Source organism: Caballeronia insecticola (assembly GCF_000402035.1).
Classification (GTDB): domain Bacteria; phylum Pseudomonadota; class Gammaproteobacteria; order Burkholderiales; family Burkholderiaceae; genus Caballeronia; species Caballeronia insecticola.
Genome location: NC_021289.1, coordinates 1,090,834 through 1,108,195, shown reverse-complemented (window position 1 = coordinate 1,108,195; position 17,362 = coordinate 1,090,834). Strand labels below are relative to the sequence as shown.

17 protein-coding genes are annotated in these 17,362 nt (G+C 63.3%); 14 read left to right on the top strand and 3 right to left on the bottom strand.

Annotated features, from left to right (window positions below; all coding sequences use genetic code 11):
- Positions 1–31: 31 nt before the first annotated feature.
- Positions 32–466: a hypothetical protein gene (locus BRPE64_RS29700; protein WP_016348706.1), complete on the top strand. Its 435-nt coding sequence runs from the start codon at positions 32–34 to the stop codon at positions 464–466.
- A gap of 178 nt (positions 467–644) precedes the next feature.
- A complete protein-coding gene (locus BRPE64_RS29695) occupies positions 645–1,541 on the top strand; it encodes a fructose bisphosphate aldolase (protein WP_044043884.1) in 897 nt (298 codons plus the stop codon).
- A 1-nt stretch (position 1,542) separates the two neighbouring features.
- Here the strand turns inward: BRPE64_RS29695 and BRPE64_RS29690 are convergent, their stop codons facing one another.
- A complete protein-coding gene (locus tag BRPE64_RS29690; protein ID WP_016348704.1) occupies positions 1,543–2,799 on the bottom strand; it encodes an NAD(P)/FAD-dependent oxidoreductase in 1,257 nt (418 codons plus the stop codon).
- Between the two features lie 255 nt (positions 2,800–3,054).
- On the opposite strand from BRPE64_RS29690, the gene BRPE64_RS29685 reads away from it, so the two are divergent.
- A complete protein-coding gene (locus tag BRPE64_RS29685) occupies positions 3,055–3,375 on the top strand; it encodes a DUF4148 domain-containing protein (protein ID WP_016348703.1) in 321 nt (106 codons plus the stop codon).
- Between the two features lie 92 nt (positions 3,376–3,467).
- On the opposite strand, the gene BRPE64_RS29680 is transcribed toward BRPE64_RS29685, so the two are convergent.
- The gene (locus BRPE64_RS29680; RefSeq protein WP_016348702.1) at positions 3,468–4,409 is read right to left on the bottom strand and encodes a LysR family transcriptional regulator; all 942 of its coding nucleotides are present in this window, start codon (positions 4,407–4,409) and stop codon (positions 3,468–3,470) included.
- A gap of 114 nt (positions 4,410–4,523) precedes the next feature.
- Here BRPE64_RS29680 and BRPE64_RS29675 point away from each other — a divergent pair, with 114 nt between their 5' ends.
- The 8 genes from BRPE64_RS29675 to BRPE64_RS29640 all read left to right on the top strand — a co-directional run bounded on the left by BRPE64_RS29675 (position 4,524) and on the right by BRPE64_RS29640 (position 12,915).
- A complete protein-coding gene (locus tag BRPE64_RS29675; RefSeq protein ID WP_016348701.1) occupies positions 4,524–6,035 on the top strand; it encodes a CoA-acylating methylmalonate-semialdehyde dehydrogenase in 1,512 nt (503 codons plus the stop codon).
- Positions 6,036–6,243: 208 nt separating this feature from the next.
- On the top strand, positions 6,244–7,158 hold the full coding sequence (locus BRPE64_RS29670; RefSeq protein ID WP_016348700.1) for a LysR family transcriptional regulator: 915 nt from the start codon (positions 6,244–6,246) through the stop codon (positions 7,156–7,158).
- A 29-nt stretch (positions 7,159–7,187) separates the two neighbouring features.
- Positions 7,188–8,279, top strand: a complete 1,092-nt coding sequence (locus tag BRPE64_RS29665) for an NAD(P)H-dependent flavin oxidoreductase (RefSeq protein WP_016348699.1) — start codon at positions 7,188–7,190, stop codon at positions 8,277–8,279.
- A gap of 129 nt (positions 8,280–8,408) precedes the next feature.
- Positions 8,409–9,347, top strand: coding sequence for a TauD/TfdA dioxygenase family protein (locus BRPE64_RS29660; protein WP_016348698.1), 939 nt, complete (start codon positions 8,409–8,411; stop codon positions 9,345–9,347).
- Between the two features lie 67 nt (positions 9,348–9,414).
- On the top strand, positions 9,415–10,479 hold the full coding sequence (locus BRPE64_RS29655; protein WP_044043882.1) for an ABC transporter substrate-binding protein: 1,065 nt from the start codon (positions 9,415–9,417) through the stop codon (positions 10,477–10,479).
- 21 nt (positions 10,480–10,500) lie between these two features.
- Positions 10,501–11,337, top strand: a complete 837-nt coding sequence (locus BRPE64_RS29650) for an ABC transporter permease (RefSeq protein WP_044043570.1) — start codon at positions 10,501–10,503, stop codon at positions 11,335–11,337.
- A gap of 11 nt (positions 11,338–11,348) precedes the next feature.
- The gene (locus BRPE64_RS29645; RefSeq protein ID WP_016348695.1) at positions 11,349–12,131 is read left to right on the top strand and encodes an ABC transporter permease; all 783 of its coding nucleotides are present in this window, start codon (positions 11,349–11,351) and stop codon (positions 12,129–12,131) included.
- Positions 12,132–12,144: 13 nt separating this feature from the next.
- Positions 12,145–12,915, top strand: coding sequence for an ABC transporter ATP-binding protein (locus BRPE64_RS29640; protein WP_016348694.1), 771 nt, complete (start codon positions 12,145–12,147; stop codon positions 12,913–12,915).
- 3 nt (positions 12,916–12,918) lie between these two features.
- Here BRPE64_RS29640 and BRPE64_RS29635 read toward each other — a convergent pair whose 3' ends face one another.
- Positions 12,919–13,305 (bottom strand): ester cyclase, encoded by a 387-nt coding sequence (locus BRPE64_RS29635; RefSeq protein ID WP_016348693.1) that lies wholly within the window; start codon positions 13,303–13,305, stop codon positions 12,919–12,921.
- Positions 13,306–13,643: 338 nt separating this feature from the next.
- Between BRPE64_RS29635 and BRPE64_RS29630 the strand changes: the two genes are divergently transcribed.
- The 3 genes from BRPE64_RS29630 to BRPE64_RS29620 are packed head-to-tail and all read left to right on the top strand — an operon-like array spanning position 13,644 to position 17,361.
- Positions 13,644–14,945, top strand: a complete 1,302-nt coding sequence (locus BRPE64_RS29630) for a gallate dioxygenase (RefSeq protein WP_016348691.1) — start codon at positions 13,644–13,646, stop codon at positions 14,943–14,945.
- 25 nt (positions 14,946–14,970) lie between these two features.
- Positions 14,971–16,320, top strand: a complete 1,350-nt coding sequence (locus tag BRPE64_RS29625; RefSeq protein WP_016348690.1) for an MFS transporter — start codon at positions 14,971–14,973, stop codon at positions 16,318–16,320.
- A gap of 15 nt (positions 16,321–16,335) precedes the next feature.
- Entirely contained in the window at positions 16,336–17,361 is a 1,026-nt protein-coding gene (locus tag BRPE64_RS29620; RefSeq protein WP_016348689.1) for an amidohydrolase family protein, read from the top strand.
- Position 17,362: the final 1 nt, after the last annotated feature.

The window sequence follows — 17,362 nt, the reverse complement described above, 5'->3', positions numbered from 1 at the left end:
TTGCACCTCATTCGCGAGGCAGAGGACATCTGTGAGCACAGCCCACGACGATCTCGATGCATGGAAGCGCCAGCGCACCGTCGAGCTGGCGTTCGAGCTGGCCGATAGCGGCCGCTACGAAAACTTCGGCGACATCGCCTATGCCCTGCAATTCGAACGCGGCATGACAACCGCGCAAGCCCTGATCGACGACCCCGACATGCGCCGTCTGCTCAACGAACGTTGCGGCGATGCGCGTGACAGGCTTCCGCCTCCGGAACCTGAAGTCGTCGAAGCAATTGCAATTGCAATTGCGAATGCGATTGCGGACGCATCGCACGATCATGCGGAATTACCGCAAGTGGAATTACCGCAGGCGGAATTACCCCAAGCCACTCATTTCGAAAGCGCTCCCTCTCTCCTGCGCCGCGCCATGCGTTTCGTGTGGCGATCCGGCGCGGGCAGCCTGAATTCCGCGGCTTCCTGAGCCTTTTCATCGACCGACAGGGCGTGCGCCTGCGCACGCTCGCGCCCCATTTGCGCGGGAATGTCGGATTTGCACGAGAAAGGCGCGCGCCAAAACCATTACACTTGAGGAGGCTGAACCATAAGCCCGGATGGCCTTCGCGCATGTCCGGTGTTTGAACTTCGAGGAGGAAATGTTCGTGGCTAACGAAAAGATGCTCGCGCAAATGGCTGAGAAGAATGGCTTTATCGCCGCACTGGATCAGAGCGGCGGTTCGACGCCCGGCGCGCTGCGGCAATACGGAATTCCGGACGACGCCTACAACGGCGACGCCGAAATGTTCAAGCTGATGCACGAGATGCGCGTGCGCATCATGACCGCGCCGTCGTTCACGGGCGAGAAGGTGATCGGCGCGATTCTGTTCGAACGCACGATGGACGGCGAAGCGGAAGGCAAGCCGGTGCCGACGTTCCTGTGGGAAGAGCGCGGCATCGTGCCGTTCCTCAAGGTCGACAAGGGCCTCGAAGCCGAAGCGGACGGCGTGCAGGTGATGAAGCCGATCCCCGGCCTCGACGATCTGCTCGCGCGCGCCGCCAAGCTCGGCGTGTTCGGCACGAAAATGCGCGCGGTGATCCATCAGGCATCCGAGAAAGGCATCGCCGCCGTGGCGAAGCAGCAGTTCGAAGTGGGCGCGCAGATCATCAAGCACGGTCTCGTGCCGATTCTCGAACCCGAAGTGTCGATCAAGAGCCCGGACAAGAAGGGCGCGGAAAAGATTCTGCGCGACGAATTGCTGAAGGGTCTCAATGCGCTGCCGGAATCGAGCAACGTGATGATCAAGCTGACCATTCCCGACGAAGCGGATCTTTATCGCCCGCTGATCGAGCATCCGCGTGTCGTGCGGGTCGTCGCGCTGTCGGGCGGCTATACGCGCAGCGACGCATGCAAGAAGCTCGCGCAAAACCACGGCATGATCGCGAGTTTCTCGCGCGCGCTCATCAACGAGTTGAAGAAGTCGATGAGCGACAGCGAGTTCGATAAAACGCTCGAAGCGTCCATCGACGAGATTTACGGCGCGTCCGTCAACAAGGTCTGATTCAGCGCGGGTCTTCGCGTTGAGTCGGGTTGCGTTGAGTCGGCGGCGGCGTCTGCACCACGGGCGCCGCCGCCCGAAAAATGTCCTCGCGCACGCCGGTCCTCGGCGGATAGATGCGCTCCCCGTTGATCGTCCGCTTCGTCGCCTTTGCCGTCTCGCCTTCCGAGACGAGCTTCCTGTCCCAGCCCTCCGTATAGACCGCGCCCCACGGCCCGAGATCGCAGATGGTCGTGTACCAGTCGATCGATAGCGGCAGCATCTCCATGCCGAACAAGTCGCAGACGGCGTTATTGCCCGCGTAGCGTCCCATCGGCCGGCCATGCTGGCATGACATCACCGACGGCCGCGTACCGTCGATCAAGATGCGCGCGCAATCGCCGGCGGCGAACACGCCCGGCACGCCTTCCGCGCGCAGAAACGCATCGACGGGTACGCGCCCGAGCGGATCGAGCGTGACGGGAAGCTGTCCCGCGAGCGCGTTCGCATGCATGCCGCCGCACCACACGACTGTCGCGGCCTCGATACGCTCGCTCGTTGCGCCGTCTGTGAGCGTCACGCCTTGCGCATCGAGCGATTCGAGCGACACGCCCGCGCGCGTGTCGACATCGAGCGTCTTGAGCGCACCTTCGATGACGGGCTGCGCGCCGCCCATGGCATGCGCGATGTGCGTCGAGCGGTCCGCGAGCACGACGCGCACCTTGCCGCGATCGTCGTCGGCGACGATCTCGCGCAGCCGCGAAGGCAGCTCCGCCGCGAGTTCGATGCCCGTCAGCCCCGCACCGACGACGACCGCCGTATAGCGTCCCGGCGTATCGGGCAAGGCGGGCAGCGTGAGCAGATGCGCCTGCAGCTTGCACGCGCCGGCGTAGGTATCGACATCGAAGGAGAAGCGTTCGAGTCCCGGAATGGGCGGGCGCACCAGCACGCTGCCGGCGGCGAGAATCAGGCGATCGTAGTCGAGCGCCTCGGTTGCGCCATCGCGCTCGATGCAGACGCGGCGATTCGCACTGTCTATATCCGTTGCCTTCGCCTGGATCAGCTTGACGCCCGCCGGGCCGAGCACGGTGTCGAGTTGCACGAGCGTGGGGTCGAGCGGCTGTTCGTAATTGCGTACCCGCACGCTATGAAAAGGCGCTGGATTGACGATCGCGACTTCGGCTTCATCGGCGCCGTGATGAAGTTCATCGAGCTTGCGCGCGGCGGAAAGCGCGCTCCAGAGTCCCGCGAAACCCGCGCCGATCACCAGAATGCGCTTCACGACAATTCCCCTTAGAAAACGATCGTTCGTGCGATAGACCGTTCGCGACGGTCTCCCGTCCTTGTTTATAGGCCATTCACGCGCGTTCGTTTCGCTTCTTTCGTGCCTCGATTAGTCGAGGTTTCGCCAAAAGTGATTTCATCGATTAGGTATTTACCCTGAATCGTGCGATGCCTAAACTCTGTTCAACGGTCGCAAACGAGCAAACAGCAACGTGAGCGACAACTCGAAAAACTTCGTACGGAGGAAAGAATCATGAACAAGTTCATCGGTATCGCAGCGGTTGCCATCGCTTTGTCCGCTCCGGTTGCATCGTTCGCACAATCGAATCAGCCGCTGACGCGTGCGGAAGTGCGCGCCCAGATCGTTCAACTGGAAAAGGCGGGATATAACCCCGGCGTGATCAGCGACTCGAAGTACCCGGCCGACATTCAGGCTGCCGAAGCCCGCATCGCAGCGCAAAACGGCACCGCGCAGAGCGAGTTCGGCGGTTCGGCGGATGGCACCGCGCAATCGGGTGCACGTTCGTATAGCCCGATTCAAGCCGACGTGTTCCCGACGTTCGCGCATCACTAAAGCGCAACATTAAAGGCATCACTAAGCAGTAAGGGGTCTAAGCGACGCGCCCGCTATTCAGCGGGCGCGTTTGCGTTTGAGGCCCGCGAAAATCAAAGCGGAAAGCCGCCCGCAAACGTCTCGCGCAAATAACCGATGAATAACGCCACCGCGCGCGGCACATGCGGCGCATGCGGACGCACCACGAAAAGCTGATCCGCGAATGCGCCCACCGGACGCCATTCCGGCAACAGCACGACGAGTTTGTCCGCCTGCACGGCGGCCTGCGCGGTGAAATCCGGCAAGAGCGCAATGCCGAGGTCGTCCAGTGCGGCATCGCGCAGGACTTCGCTATTGTTCGCCGCGAACGGCCCGCTGACCGCGAGCGTGTGCGGGCCCGTCGAACTCTTGCGGCCGCCCTTGCGCTGAAACGACCAGATGCTCGACGCCTGCGCGCGCGGATAAACCAGACAATCATGCGTGGCGAGATCGTTCGGCGTGAGCGGCGTGCCGCGACGCCTGAGATAAGCGCGCGTCGCGACGATCACCGAATGCGTATCGCACAGCTTCCACGCGACGTGCGTATCGGGCACTTGCGCGCTGTGCCGCACGGCGAGATCGAAGCCCTCGGTCGCAATCGAACTCAGTTTGTCCGACGCCTCCAGTTGCACCCGCACTTCTGGATGCGCGTGCAGAAACCCCGACATCTTCGGCACAAGCTGCTGCCGCGAGAAGGCCATCGGCGCCGTCACGCGGATCTGGCCGCGCGCCACGCCCGCCATTTCCTTGACGCCGAGAAAGCTCGACGCGATGCGCTCGTAGTGCTCGCGCGTGTCATCGACAAGGCGGCGGCCGGCTTCGGTGAAACGCACGCTGCGCGTGGTGCGCGTGACGAGCGGCACGCCCGCCGCGCGTTCCAGTTCGGCGATACGCTGGCTCATCGCCGCTTTCGATACGTTCAGACGCGCCGCCGCCGCCGTGTAACTGCCCTGTTCCGCGAGCACCGTCAGCCAGTGCAAATGGGTCCAGAGACCTTCGATCTTTTGCTCGTCCATCGGTGGATTGTTTGCGGATATGAACAATGAGTTCAATCATAGCCTCTTTGCACGGCGCTCAACGCTTCCTACACTGTATGCATTGCAAAACCGTTTTCAGCCAGAGGAGTCGAGATGCAAGCTTTCAACGATACCGCCGACGTCGTCCATTACATTCACGGCGAGCGCACGAGCGGCTCGGCCACCCGCACGCAGCCGGTGTTCAATCCCGCGACGGGCGAGCGTCCGCGCAAGCTGGTGCTGGGCGAAACCGCCGATGTGGACGCCGCGGTGGCGAGCGCGAAAGCCGCATTTCCCGAGTGGCGCGACACGCCGCCGATCCGCCGCGCGCGCGTCATGCTGAAGTTCCTCGAACTGATGAACAAACATCGCGACGAACTCGCCGCAATCATTACCGCCGAGCACGGCAAGGTGTTTTCGGACGCGCAGGGTGAAGTGTCGCGCGGCATCGACGTCATCGAATTTGCGTGCGGCATTCCGCAATTGCTGAAGGGCGATTACACCGAGCAGGTTTCCACCGGCATGGACAACTGGACCATGCGTCAGCCGCTCGGCGTCGTCGCGGGCATCACGCCGTTCAACTTCCCGTGCATGGTGCCGTGCTGGATGTTCCCGGTCGCGATCGCGTCGGGCAACGCGTTCATCCTGAAGCCGAGCGAGCGCGATCCGTCGGCGTCGCTGTTCATGGCCGATCTGCTGAAGCAGGCGGGTTTGCCTGACGGCATCTTCAACGTGGTGCAGGGCGACAAGGTCGTCGTCGATGCGCTGCTCGCGCATCCGTCGGTGAAGGCGATCAGTTTCGTCGGCTCCACGCCGATCGCCAACTACATCTACGAAACCGGCGCGAAGCACGGCAAGCGCGTGCAGGCGCTGGGCGGCGCGAAGAATCACATGGTCGTGATGCCCGATGCCGATCTCGATCAGGCCGTCGACGCGCTCATCGGCGCGGGCTACGGTTCGGCGGGCGAACGTTGCATGGCGATCTCGGTGGCGGTGCTGGTGGGCGATGTCGCCGACAAAATCGTGCCGCGTCTCGCCGAGCGCGCGAAGCAGCTCAAGATCAGCAACGGCATGGAAGCCGATGCGGAAATGGGCCCGGTCGTCACGCGTGCGGCGCTTGAGCGCATCGAAGGCTATATCGCGATGGGCGTCGATGAAGGCGCGAAACTCGTCGTCGATGGTCGCGGCTACAAGGTGCCCGGCCACGAAGACGGCTTCTTCACGGGCGGCACGCTCTTCGACCACGTGACGCCGGAGATGCGCATCTACAAGGAAGAGATCTTCGGGCCGGTGCTCGCGTGTGTGCGCGTGAAGGACTTCAGCGAGGCCGTGGAACTCGTCAACGAGCATGAGTTCGGCAATGGCGTCGCGTGCTATACGCGCGATGGCCACGTTGCGCGCGAGTTCGGACGGCGCATCGAAGTGGGCATGGTCGGCATCAACGTGCCGATTCCGGTGCCGATGGCATGGCACGGCTTCGGCGGCTGGAAGCGCAGTCTCTTTGGCGACATGCACGCGTATGGCGAAGAAGGCGTGCGCTTCTATACGAAGCAGAAGTCGATCATGCAACGCTGGCCCGAGAGCACCGAGAAGGGCGCCGAGTTCGCGATGCCGACCGCGAAGTAAATATCGCGCGCCGTTTGTGCGCGATACGTATGAATATCGCCCGCTTGTTCCTCATCGGAAGAAGCGGGCGTTTGTTTTTCTGCGTTCGCTGGCGACTTGTTCCTCCGCGTCACAACTCAATTGAACTCGCGTCGGTTGACCGGCCGCGCGCAAGCGGCGAATATGCGACGCAAGGCGCAATGACGATCCACGACGCGAATCCCCCAACATGCAGCGGCAATTCGACGATCTTCTTCTCGGCAGCATCGAACTGTTCTGCCTCGCGGCGGAACTCGGCAGCTTTACGCTCGCGGCCACGGCGGCGAGCGTGACGCCCGCTGCCGTCAGCCGTTCCGTCGCGCGGCTGGAAAAGCGGCTCGACGTGCGGCTGTTCGTGCGCACGACACGCCAGATTCGCCTGACCGATGCGGGCCGCCGCTACTTCGAGCAATGCCGCGACGCGCTCAACCGTCTTGCGGAAGCGGAGCGCGAAGCGACCGGCCAGCAGACGAGCCCTAAAGGCGTGCTGCGCATCAGCATGCCGACGCCGTACGGTCACTATCGCGTGTTGCCGCTGCTCGCGGAGTTCCGCAAGCGTTATCCCGATGTCACGGTCGAAGCGCATCTGAGCAATCGCAACATCGATTTCGCCGACGAAGGTTTCGACCTCGCGATACGCGGACGCGCGCCGCGCGACTCCGGCCTGATCGCGCGCAAGCTGGAAGATGCGGAACTCGTCGTGGTGGCGTCGCCCGGCTATCTGAAGCGCGCGGGCACGCCGAAGACCATCGAGGATATGCTGGAACACGAGTGCATTCAGTTCGAGATGCCTAGCACCGGGCGCAACGTGCCGTGGCTCTTCATGCAGAACGGCGAGCCGATCGAAATGACGACGCGCAGCAGCTTCGGCACGTCAGGCGATGCACTCGGCGGCATTCCGCTCGCGCGCGGCGGCGCGGGCCTTTTTCAGACCTACCGCTTCACCGTCGAAGACGATCTGCGCGCGGGCACGCTCACCGAAGTGCTGCCCGATTTCGGCGGCTGCAGCAGGCCGTTCATCCTGCTTTATCCGCATGGCAGGCATCTGTCGTCGCGCGTGCGGGCGTTCGTCGATTTTGTCGTCGAGAAGCTCGGCACGCGTTGAAGCAGACCACGTTCAAAGGAAGCATATCCATGAGCAAGAACGCATTGACATCGTTGCTTGGCATCGATTCCCCCATCATTCAGGCGCCCATGGCAGGCGTCAGCACGCCCGCGCTCGCGGCTGCCGTATCGAACGCGGGCGGGCTCGGCTCGCTCGGCGTCGGCGCGATGAATGCCGATGGCGCGCGCAAGGTGATTCGCGAGACGCGCGAACTCACCGGCAAGCCGTTCAACATCAACGTGTTCTGTCACGCGCCGGCGCAGGCGAACGCGGCCATCGAGCGCGCATGGACCGACTGGCTCGTGCCGCTCTTCGCACAATACGGCGCAACGCCGCCTGAGAAGTTGAGCGAAATCTATACGAGCTTTGTCGTCGATGAAGCGATGCTCAAGGTGTTCGTCGAAGAGAAGCCCGCAGTCGTGAGCTTTCATTTCGGCTTGCCGTCGAAGGACTATATCGATGCATTGCGCGGCGCGGGCATCAAACTGATTGCATCTGCAACTAATCTTCGCGAGGCGGAGCACGTGGCGGCGGCGGGCATGGATGCGATCGTCGCGCAGGGCATCGAGGCGGGCGGGCATCGCGGCGTCTTCGATCCGCAAGGCGACGACGATAACCTCGGCATCTTCGCGCTCACGCGCCTCTTCGCACGCAAGTTCGATGTACCGGTGATCGCGGCGGGCGGCATCATGGATGGCGCGGGCATTGCGGCGGCGCTGGCGCTCGGCGCGCAGGCGGCGCAACTCGGCACAGCGTTCGTGCCGTGCGTGGAAACATCGATCGATGCGGGTTACCGCCGCGCCATTCTGAGCGACGCCGCGCAGCGCACCACATTCACCGCCGCGATATCGGGCCGCGCGGCGCGCAGTCTCGTCAACAAGTTCACCGAACTGGGGCAGAGCGCGCAAGCGCCCGCGATCCCCGCGTATCCCGTGACTTACGATGCGGGCAAATCGCTGCACGCGGCGGCGAAGGCGAAGGGCGAGTTCGGTTATGGCGCGCAATGGGCGGGGCAAGCGGCGGCACTCGCGCGCGAATTGCCCGCAGCGGAGCTGATGGCGCGCTTGCAAGCGGAATTGCAGGACAGCATTGCAGACTTGCGGAAATACGAATCTCGCTGATCGATGTAAAGCTTAGTCGAAACGCTTCGTTGGTTGAGCGCCTTGTCGATGCTTCAATGTTCTGGCCGCATACAACGCGGCCCGCATCCGACAAACGCATATCAAAACGCCAACCCACGGAGAATTTCGATGTCCGATACCCCCACGCTCGCCGCCGACTCCGCGCGTCAACCTGTGGCTTCCCAAGAACCGTTCCAGGTGCGTCCGATCGGCGGGCGCATCGGTGCGGAAGTGCGCGGCGTGGCGCTGTCCGCCGATCTCGACGATGCCGCCATCGGCGCGATCAATCAGGCGCTGCTCGAACACAAAGTGCTGTTCTTCCGTGGCCAGTCGCATCTCGACGATGCCGCGCAGGAAGCCTTCGCGGCGCGCTTCGGCGAGACGGTCGCGCACCCGACGGTGCCGTCGCTTGCGAGCGGCAGCCGTCTGCTCGAACTCGATTCGAAGCACGGCACGCGCGCCAACTCCTGGCATACCGACGTCACCTTCGTCGATGCGTACCCGAAGATCTCGATCCTGCGTGGCGTAGTGATTCCGCCCGCCGGCGGCGATACCGTATGGGCCAACACGGCCGCCGCGTATGCGAACTTGCCGCCGCCGCTGCGCGCGCTCGCCGACACGCTGTGGGCGCTGCATTCGAACGCCTACGACTATGCCGCGACGCGTCACGTCGCCGATACGGAATCCGAGCGCGAATATCGCAAGCAGTTCACCTCCACGCTCTATGAGACCGAGCATCCGGTCGTGCGCGTGCATCCGGAAACCGGCGAACGCACGCTGGTGCTGGGCCACTTCGTGCAGCGCTTCGTCGGCTTGTCGCAGCGCGACTCGGATCGCCTCGTCGAGCTCTTCCACGATCACGTCACGCGCCTCGAAAACACGGTGCGCTGGCGCTGGACGCAAGGCGACGTCGCCATCTGGGACAACCGCGCGACGCAGCATTACGCGGTGGCCGATTACGGCGATGCGCATCGCGTCGTGCGCCGCGCGACGGTTCATGGCGATGTGCCCGTGAGCATCGACGGGCGCACGAGCCGCATCGTCAGGCAGGAAACGCGCACCGCCTGACGCGCTCGTTTTCGCATCATGGGCGATGACGCTTCATCGCCCGCCCTCCATTCTTCTTCATTGCACGATGACACTACGATTCAAGCTCCTCGTCGGCGCGGCGACGCTGTTCGCCGCGCTCATCGGCCCCGCGCATGCGGCCGATCCCGCGCTGGTGCGCATCGGCGTTGCACAGCAAGGCTCGGGCGATCCGCCCACTTTCGGCGGCTCGCCTGCCGCGACCGCGCAATTGCAGCATCGTGTCGAAGATGCGTTGCAGTCCGAGCACGTCAAGGTCGAATGGATCTTCTTCAAGGGCGCGGGGCCGGCCGTGAACGAGGCGCTCGCGAACAAGCAGATCGACTTCGCGTATCAGGGCGATCTGCCTTCGGTGCTGGGCCGCGCCAATGGCCTGAAGACGCATCTGCTGCTGGCGTCGAACGTGCGCGCGGGCGTCTATCTCGCGGTGCCGCCCGACTCGGACATCAAGGGCGTGAAGGATCTGAAGGGCAAACGCGTCGGCATCTTTCGCGGCACGAACCTGCAACTCGTCGCGGACAACGTGCTGAAAGAGAACGGCCTGACCGAGCGCGATCTGCGCGTCATCAATCTCGATACTGCCGCCGCGCAGGCCGCGCTTGCATCGAAGGGCGTCGATGCCGTGTTTCTCGACTACTCGCTCTTCAAGCTGCAACGGCAGGGTCTCGCGAAGATCGTCTACGCATCGCGCGATGGCGGCCTGCAACTCACGCGGCAGGCGCATCTGCTCGTCCTCGAAGACTACGAGCGCGAGCATGCGGAGACGGTGCAGAAGGTCGTGACTGCGGTCGTACAGGCGGCGCAATGGTCCTCCGACGAAGCCAATCGCAATGCGCTCTTCGCGTTGTGGGCGAAGAGCGGCGTGCCTCCGGAATCGTGGCAGTCGGAATACGCGAAGCAACCGTTGAAGGATCGCAATTCGCCGCTTATCGATCCGTTTCTCGTCGCGCGTTATCAATCGGTCGCCGATGATGCCTTGCGCCTGAACCTGATTCGTCAGCCGGTCAGCGTGAACGGATGGTTCGAACCGAAGTATCTCGATCAGGCGCTGAAGTCGCTGAAGCTCGAAGCCTATTGGCCGCGCTTCGATGCGTCGGGCAAGCCCATCGCCTGAAGCACTGCGGAGAATCGACACATGGCCAATGCTCTCACTCGCGTGTTGCTGCCGGCGAATCGCACGTCCAAGCGCGCGGGCAGTTTTGTTACTCATGATGTGCTGCGCGGCATCGGCTGGACCGCGTTGCCGTGGCTCCTGCCGGTTGCGTGCGCGGTGTTGTGGGTGCTCGGTGCGCGCTACGGCTGGATTTCGCCGCAAGTGCTGCCGCCGCCCGCACTCGTGTTCGAGACGCTCGGCGCGCTTGCAAAGAACGGCGAGCTATGGATGCATCTGTCCGCGAGCATGACGCGCGCAGCCGTGGGCTTCGGCGGCGGCGTGCTGCTCGGCGTGCTGCTGGGCGGTTTGCTCGGCCTGTCGCGCACGCTGGAAGCGTATGTGTTGCCGAGCTTCAACGCCATCGTGCAAGTGCCTGTGCTCGGCTGGCTGCCGTTTCTGATGATCGTCGTCGGCATTGGCGAGCCGCTCAAGTTTCTGCTGATCGGTCATGCCGCGCTCGTGCCGGTCACGCTCTCGACGTTGCAGGGCTTTCGCGGCACGCCGCGCGGTTTGCAGGAAGTGGCGTCGGTGTATCGCTATACGCGCTGGCAAGTGATCACGCGCGTGACCTTGCCTTCGGCGATTCCCGTCATCGGCACGGGTGTGCGGCTCGCGTTCACGAAGGCGTGGCTGACGCTGGTTGTCGTCGAGCTGGTCGCGTCCTCGGAAGGGCTCGGGTATCTGATCGTTTATGGACGGCAGCTCTTTCAGCTCGATCTCGTGCTCGCTGCCGTGCTGATCGTCGGTGCGATCGGCTATGTCGCGGATCGTCTGCTCAACGCGCTTGAGCGCAAGCTGCAACGCGGCCGCGCGAACTGAGGAGAAAAATCATGTCGACGCTCGATCTGGAAGCGGGGAGCGCAAAGGGATCATGGCGCGGCGTCGTGTTGCCGGTCGTCGCTGTTGCTGTGTGGTGGTTCGTGTCGCGTCACGCGCAAGTCGGCCACGGCATCATGGTTTCGCCCGCACACGTATGGGATACCGCGGTCGCGCAAGTGCGAAGCGGGGCGCTTGCGCGGGCGCTGTCGGCGTCGCTGGCGCGCGAGTTGACGGGCTTCGCTATCGGCACAACACTTGGCCTTGCGCTCGGTGCGTTGCTCGGCATTTCGAAGCTCGCCAATCGCGCGATTGCGCCGAGCTTCAACACGTTTAAGCAAGTGTCGCTGTTCGCGTGGATTCCGCTGATTTCCGTGTGGTTCGGGCTGGGCGATGTCGCGAAGGTCGTGTTCCTGTCGCTTGCCGCGCTCGTGCCGGTCGTGATGCATACGAGCGATGGCATTCGCGCCGTGCCGCCACATCTGCTGGACGTGGCGCGCGCGTATCGCTATGGCAAGTTGCAAACGCTCGCCTTCGTTGTGCTGCCGGCCGCGCTGCCTTCGATCTTCACGGGCGTCTATCTCGCGCTCATCTATTCGTGGCTCGCGACGCTCGGCGCGGAGTATCTGCTCGTTGCAGGCAGCGGCATCGGCAATACGCTCGTCGATGGCAGCGAGCAGTTTCGTATGGATCTCGTCGTGTTCGGCGTGATCGTGGTCGGTATAACGGGGTGGGCGTTGAATGCCTTCGCGCGCGGCGTGCAGCGACGCTGGTTCGAACCTTCGCGCGCGGCTTGAGGAGAACAGAAAGATGGCAACGGTAATCGAGCAGGACAGCGGCCTGACGCTGCGGCATGTGAGCAAGCGATTCAGCGGCGACGATGCACCGCCGGTACTCGAACGCATCGACCTGTCGATTGCGAGCGGCGAGTTCGTGAGTATCGTCGGGGCGAGCGGTTGCGGCAAATCGACGTTACTGCGGCTGATCGCGGGACTCGATGCCGACTACGACGGCGAGATCGATTTCGGCGGCGCACGCGTCGTCACGACGGACTTGTCGCGCGGCATCGTGTTTCAGGATCATCGGCTGTTTCCGTGGCTCGATGTCGAACAGAACGTGGCCGTCGCGCTGCGCAATGCGCCGCTGTCGAAAGCGGAGAAGGCGCGCGCGGTGAAGGAGCATGTCGCGCTCGTCGGATTGCAAGGCTATGAGCGGCACTATCCGCATCAGTTGTCGGGCGGGATGGCGCAGCGTGTCGCCATTGCGCGCGGGCTCGTCAACCGGCCGCGCCTGCTATTGCTCGATGAACCCTTCGGCGCGCTCGATGCGCTCACGCGCGCGCGTTTGCAACTCGAATTGCAACGTATCTGGGAGAGCGAGCGCATTACGATGGTGCTCGTCACGCACGATGTCGAGGAAGCGGTGCTATTGTCGGACCGCATTGTCGTGATGCAGGCGCGGCCCGGACGAATCGGCGAAGTGATCGACGTCACGTTGCCGAGGCCGAGAAAACTGGGCGATCGCGGCGTAGGCAAGCTGCGTGACGACATCGTGGAGACGTTCTTCACGGATGCTATCTGACATCTAAAGCTGCGCCTCGATCGCGGCCTTGTCGATCACCGACCAGACGTTGTCGATCTTGCCCTCGCGAAACGCATAGAAGACGTTCTCGCAGAACACGACGCGCTTTCCATTCACAGGCAGGCCCATGAAATCGGCCTTCGGCGTGCAGTCGAAGCGCAGGCGCGCGGCGATCGTCGGCGGCTCGGCAATGAGCAGTTCAATGTCGAAGAACAGATCCGGGATTTCGCGGAAGTCGCGCTCCAGCATGGCACGATAATCCGCGAGCGTGATCGCGCGCCCATTGTAGTGCGGCGCGTCGCCGACGAAGGTGCCGAGGTTGCGCCAGTCCTGCGCGTTCAAGCAGGCAATGTACGCGCGATAGCGTTGCGAAAGCTCGTCTGCGGTCATAAGAGCGGCTCCTTAAAGATACGATTTTCGCGCGGAATCGGCGGACTGTGCGGCGCTCCGGCCATCGTGCACATTGCCGGCGGCGGGAGCGTCGCAACACGCTTCTTGCGTCCTGCTTCACGCGCCATCAGTTTTGTTTATCGGCATACGGCACGGCCAATGCGCTCGCCTGTCGCTCTTCGCTCCGCCACATAAGGGTTCCACGCCATCGCACTGCCATCCATAAAGGCAAAGTGATGGTTTACGCGTAGTGTCCGCGCCGCGCCCTTTCTCGCTACCCTGCGACTTCAGTTTCCCAGAGCATCTTCGCTCGGCCAAGCATTCTGAAGGAGCAGCACATGGCACGGATCATCGGAGGCATCGCCGCCTCGCACACGCCGACGATCGGCTTCGCGTTCGACAAGAACAAGCGCGACGATCCCGTCTGGGCGCCGATCTTCGAGAACTTCGCGCCGCTCGCGAACTGGCTCGCGGAGAAGCAACCGGACGTCATCGTCACGATCTACAACGATCACGTCACGTCGTTCTTCTTCGATCACTATTCGGCATTTTCGCTGGGCGTGGGCCCCGAATGGCGTGTCGCGGACGAAGGCGGCGGCGCGCGCGATCTGCCGCCGATCAAGGGTCATCCGGCGCTTGCCGCGCACATCGGCACGTCGTTGATGAGCGATGAATTCGACATGTCGTTCTTCCAGAACAAGGCGCTCGATCACGGCTGCTTCTCGCCGCTCTCGATGCTGTGTCCGCACAAGCCCGAATGGCCGGTCAAGCTCGTGCCGCTGCAAATGGGCGTGCTGCAACTGCCGGTGCCGAGCGCGCGCCGCTTCTACAAGCTCGGCCAGGCGCTGCGCCGCGCGATCGAAAGTTATCCGGAAGACCTCAAGGTGGCGATTCTCGCGACGGGCGGTCTCTCGCATCAGGTGCACGGCGAGCGCGCGGGCTTCAACAACACGGAATGGGATGCGCGCTTCCTCGATCTCTTCGAACGCGATCCCGAACAGCTCGCGGACATGACCATCGCCGAATATGCCGCGCTCGGCGGCTACGAAGGTGCGGAAGTGATCATGTGGCTCACGATGCGCGGCGCGTTGTCGAACAACGTCGTGTGCAAGCACCGCAGCTATTACCTCCCGTCGATGGCCGGCATCGCAACCGCGATCTACGAAGGCGAGGACAGCGAGACCACGCCTGCGATCGTCGAGCGTCATCGCCGCAAGATGGACATGCAGCTCGCGGGTGTCGAGAAGCTCGAAGGCACCTATCCGTTCTCGATCGAAACGGCCGTGCGCGCGTATCGCATCAACGACTATCTGCATCGCATGGTCGAGCCCGCGCATCGCGAGGCGTTCAAGCAGGACGAAGAAGCGAGCTTCGAGGCGGCAGGTCTGTCCGACGAAGAGCGCGAACTCATTCGCCGCCGCGACTGGCGCGGGCTGCTTCACTACGGCGTGATCTTCTTCATGCTCGAAAAGCTCGGCGCGGTGACGGGCGTATCGAATCTGCATATCTATGCGGCGATGCGCGGCGAAACGCTCGAAGCATTCCAGAAGACACGCAATGCGCCCGGCGCGCTGTATTCGGTCGCAGGCAAGGGCGCGGGCAAGCTCGACTGGGATCAGGCCGGCAAAGCCAAGAGCTAAGACATAACGGAGAGGGGAGACAACCATGACATTCGGCAGAACCATCGACATCAAGGGCTTTATCGACGAGCGGCCCATTTCCGCCTACCAGTGGCTGCTGGTGGCGCTGTGCTTTCTGATCGTCGCGGCCGACGGCATGGATGTGGCCATCATGGGCTTCATCGCGCCGTCGATCATTGCGGACTGGCACATCTCGCGGCCCGCGTTCGGCCTCGTGATGAGCGCAGCGCCCATCGGCCTCGTGATCGGCGCGCTGACGGCCGGACCGGCATCGGACCGCATCGGGCGCAAGTGGGTGCTCATCACTTCGGTGTTTCTCTTTGGCGTGTTCACCATCGCCACTGCGTTCACGAACTCGCCCACGAGCATGGCGGTGCTGCGCCTTCTGACCGGCATCGGCCTGGGCGCCGCGATGCCCAACACGACGACGCTGCTCTCCGAGTACGCGCCGCAACGCAAGCGCGCGCTGCTCATCACGATCATGTTCACGGGCTTCAATCTGGGCTCGGCGTTGATCGGCTTCGTCGCGGGCTGGCTGATTCCGGCGCATGGCTGGCGCTCGGTGCTGATCTTCGGCGGTGCGCTGCCGCTTGCGCTGATTCCGCTGCAAATCTGGCTGCTGCCCGAATCCGCGCGTCTGCTCGCGGTGCGCGGCGCGACGTCGGCGCGCATCGGCCGCGTGCTGGGCCGCGTGTGCGGCGCGCGTTTCGACGGCAACGAGACGTTCGTATCGACGGAGCCGCCGCTGCCCACCAAGAAGCCGCTCGGCGTACTCTTCTCGCACGGTTACGGCCTGATGACGGCGGCATTGTGGGTCACGTATTTCATGGGCCTGCTCGTGATCTATCTGCTGACGGGCTGGCTGCCGACGCTGATGAAGGACGCGGGCCTCACCGTCTCGGCGGCGGCCAATATCACGGCGATGTTCCAGATCGGCGGCACGATCGGCGCGGTCATCGTCGGATGGATCATGGACAAAGCACGACCCGCGCCGGTCATCAGCGCGGCATATCTCGGCGGCGCGGTGTGCGTGCTCGGGCTGGCGTGGATCGGCGCGCTGTCGTCGTCGCTTGCGATGGTCGTGTTTGCCGCGGGCTTCTGCATGAGCGGCGCGCAAACCGGTCTGAACGCATTCGCGCCGGGACGTTATCCGACAGTTGCGCGCGCCACCGGCGTGAGCTGGATGCTCGGCATGGGCCGCTTCGGCAGCATCTTCGGTTCCGCATTCGGGGGCGCGCTGCTCGGCCTCGGCTGGGAATTCGGCGCGATCCTCGCGATGCTCGCCGTGCCCGCAACGCTCGCCGCCATCGCCATTCTCGTCGCGCAGCGCACGCATGTGGACGAAGCGCACGCGCAGACGAATGCAGCACACTAGTACTTGGAGTCAAGCATGATCATCGACATACACGGCCACTACACGACCGCGCCCAAGGCGCTCGAAGCGTGGCGCAATCAGCAGATCGCCGGCATCAAGAGTCCCGCCGAGATGCCGCGCGCGTCCGACCTGCATATCAGCGACGACGAACTGCGCGAATCGATCGAAGCGAATCAGTTGCGCCTGATGCGCGAGCGCGGGCTCGATCTCACCCTCTTCAGTCCCCGCGCGAGTTTCATGGCGCATCACATCGGCGACTTCGAGGTGTCGAGTACGTGGGCCGCGATCTGCAACGAGCTGTGCTTTCGCGTGAGCGAGCTGTTCCCGGACAGCTTCATTCCGGCGGCGATGTTGCCGCAAAGCCCGGGCGTCGATGTATCGACGTGCATTCCCGAACTCGTCAAGTGCGTCGAGCAATACGGCAATGTGGCGATCAACCTGAATCCCGATCCTTCGGGCGGCCACTGGACGAGCCCGCCGCTCTCGGACCGTTACTGGTATCCGATCTACGAGAAGATGGTCGAGTACGACATTCCCGCGATGATCCACGTAAGTACGAGCTGCAACGCGTGCTTTCATACGACGGGCGCGCATTACCTGAATGCCGACACGACCGCGTTCATGCAATGCCTGACCTCCGATTTGTTCCGCGATTTCCCGACGCTCAAGTTCGTGATTCCGCACGGCGGCGGCGCGGTGCCGTATCACTGGGGACGTTTTCGTGGCCTCGCGCAAGAGCTGAAAAAGCCTTTGCTGAAGGATCATTTGCTGAACAATGTGTTCTTCGATACCTGCGTGTATCACCAGCCGGGCATCGATCTGCTGACGCGCGTGATTCCCGTCGACAACATTCTGTTCGCAAGCGAGATGATCGGCGCGGTGCGCGGCATCGATCCTGAAACGGGACATTATTTCGACGACACGAAGCGTTATGTCGAAGCCGCGCAAATCGAACCCGAAGCGCGCTACAAGATTTACGAAGGCAACGCGCGCCGCGTGTATCCGCGCCTGGATGCGGCGCTCAAAGCGAAGGGACGCTGAT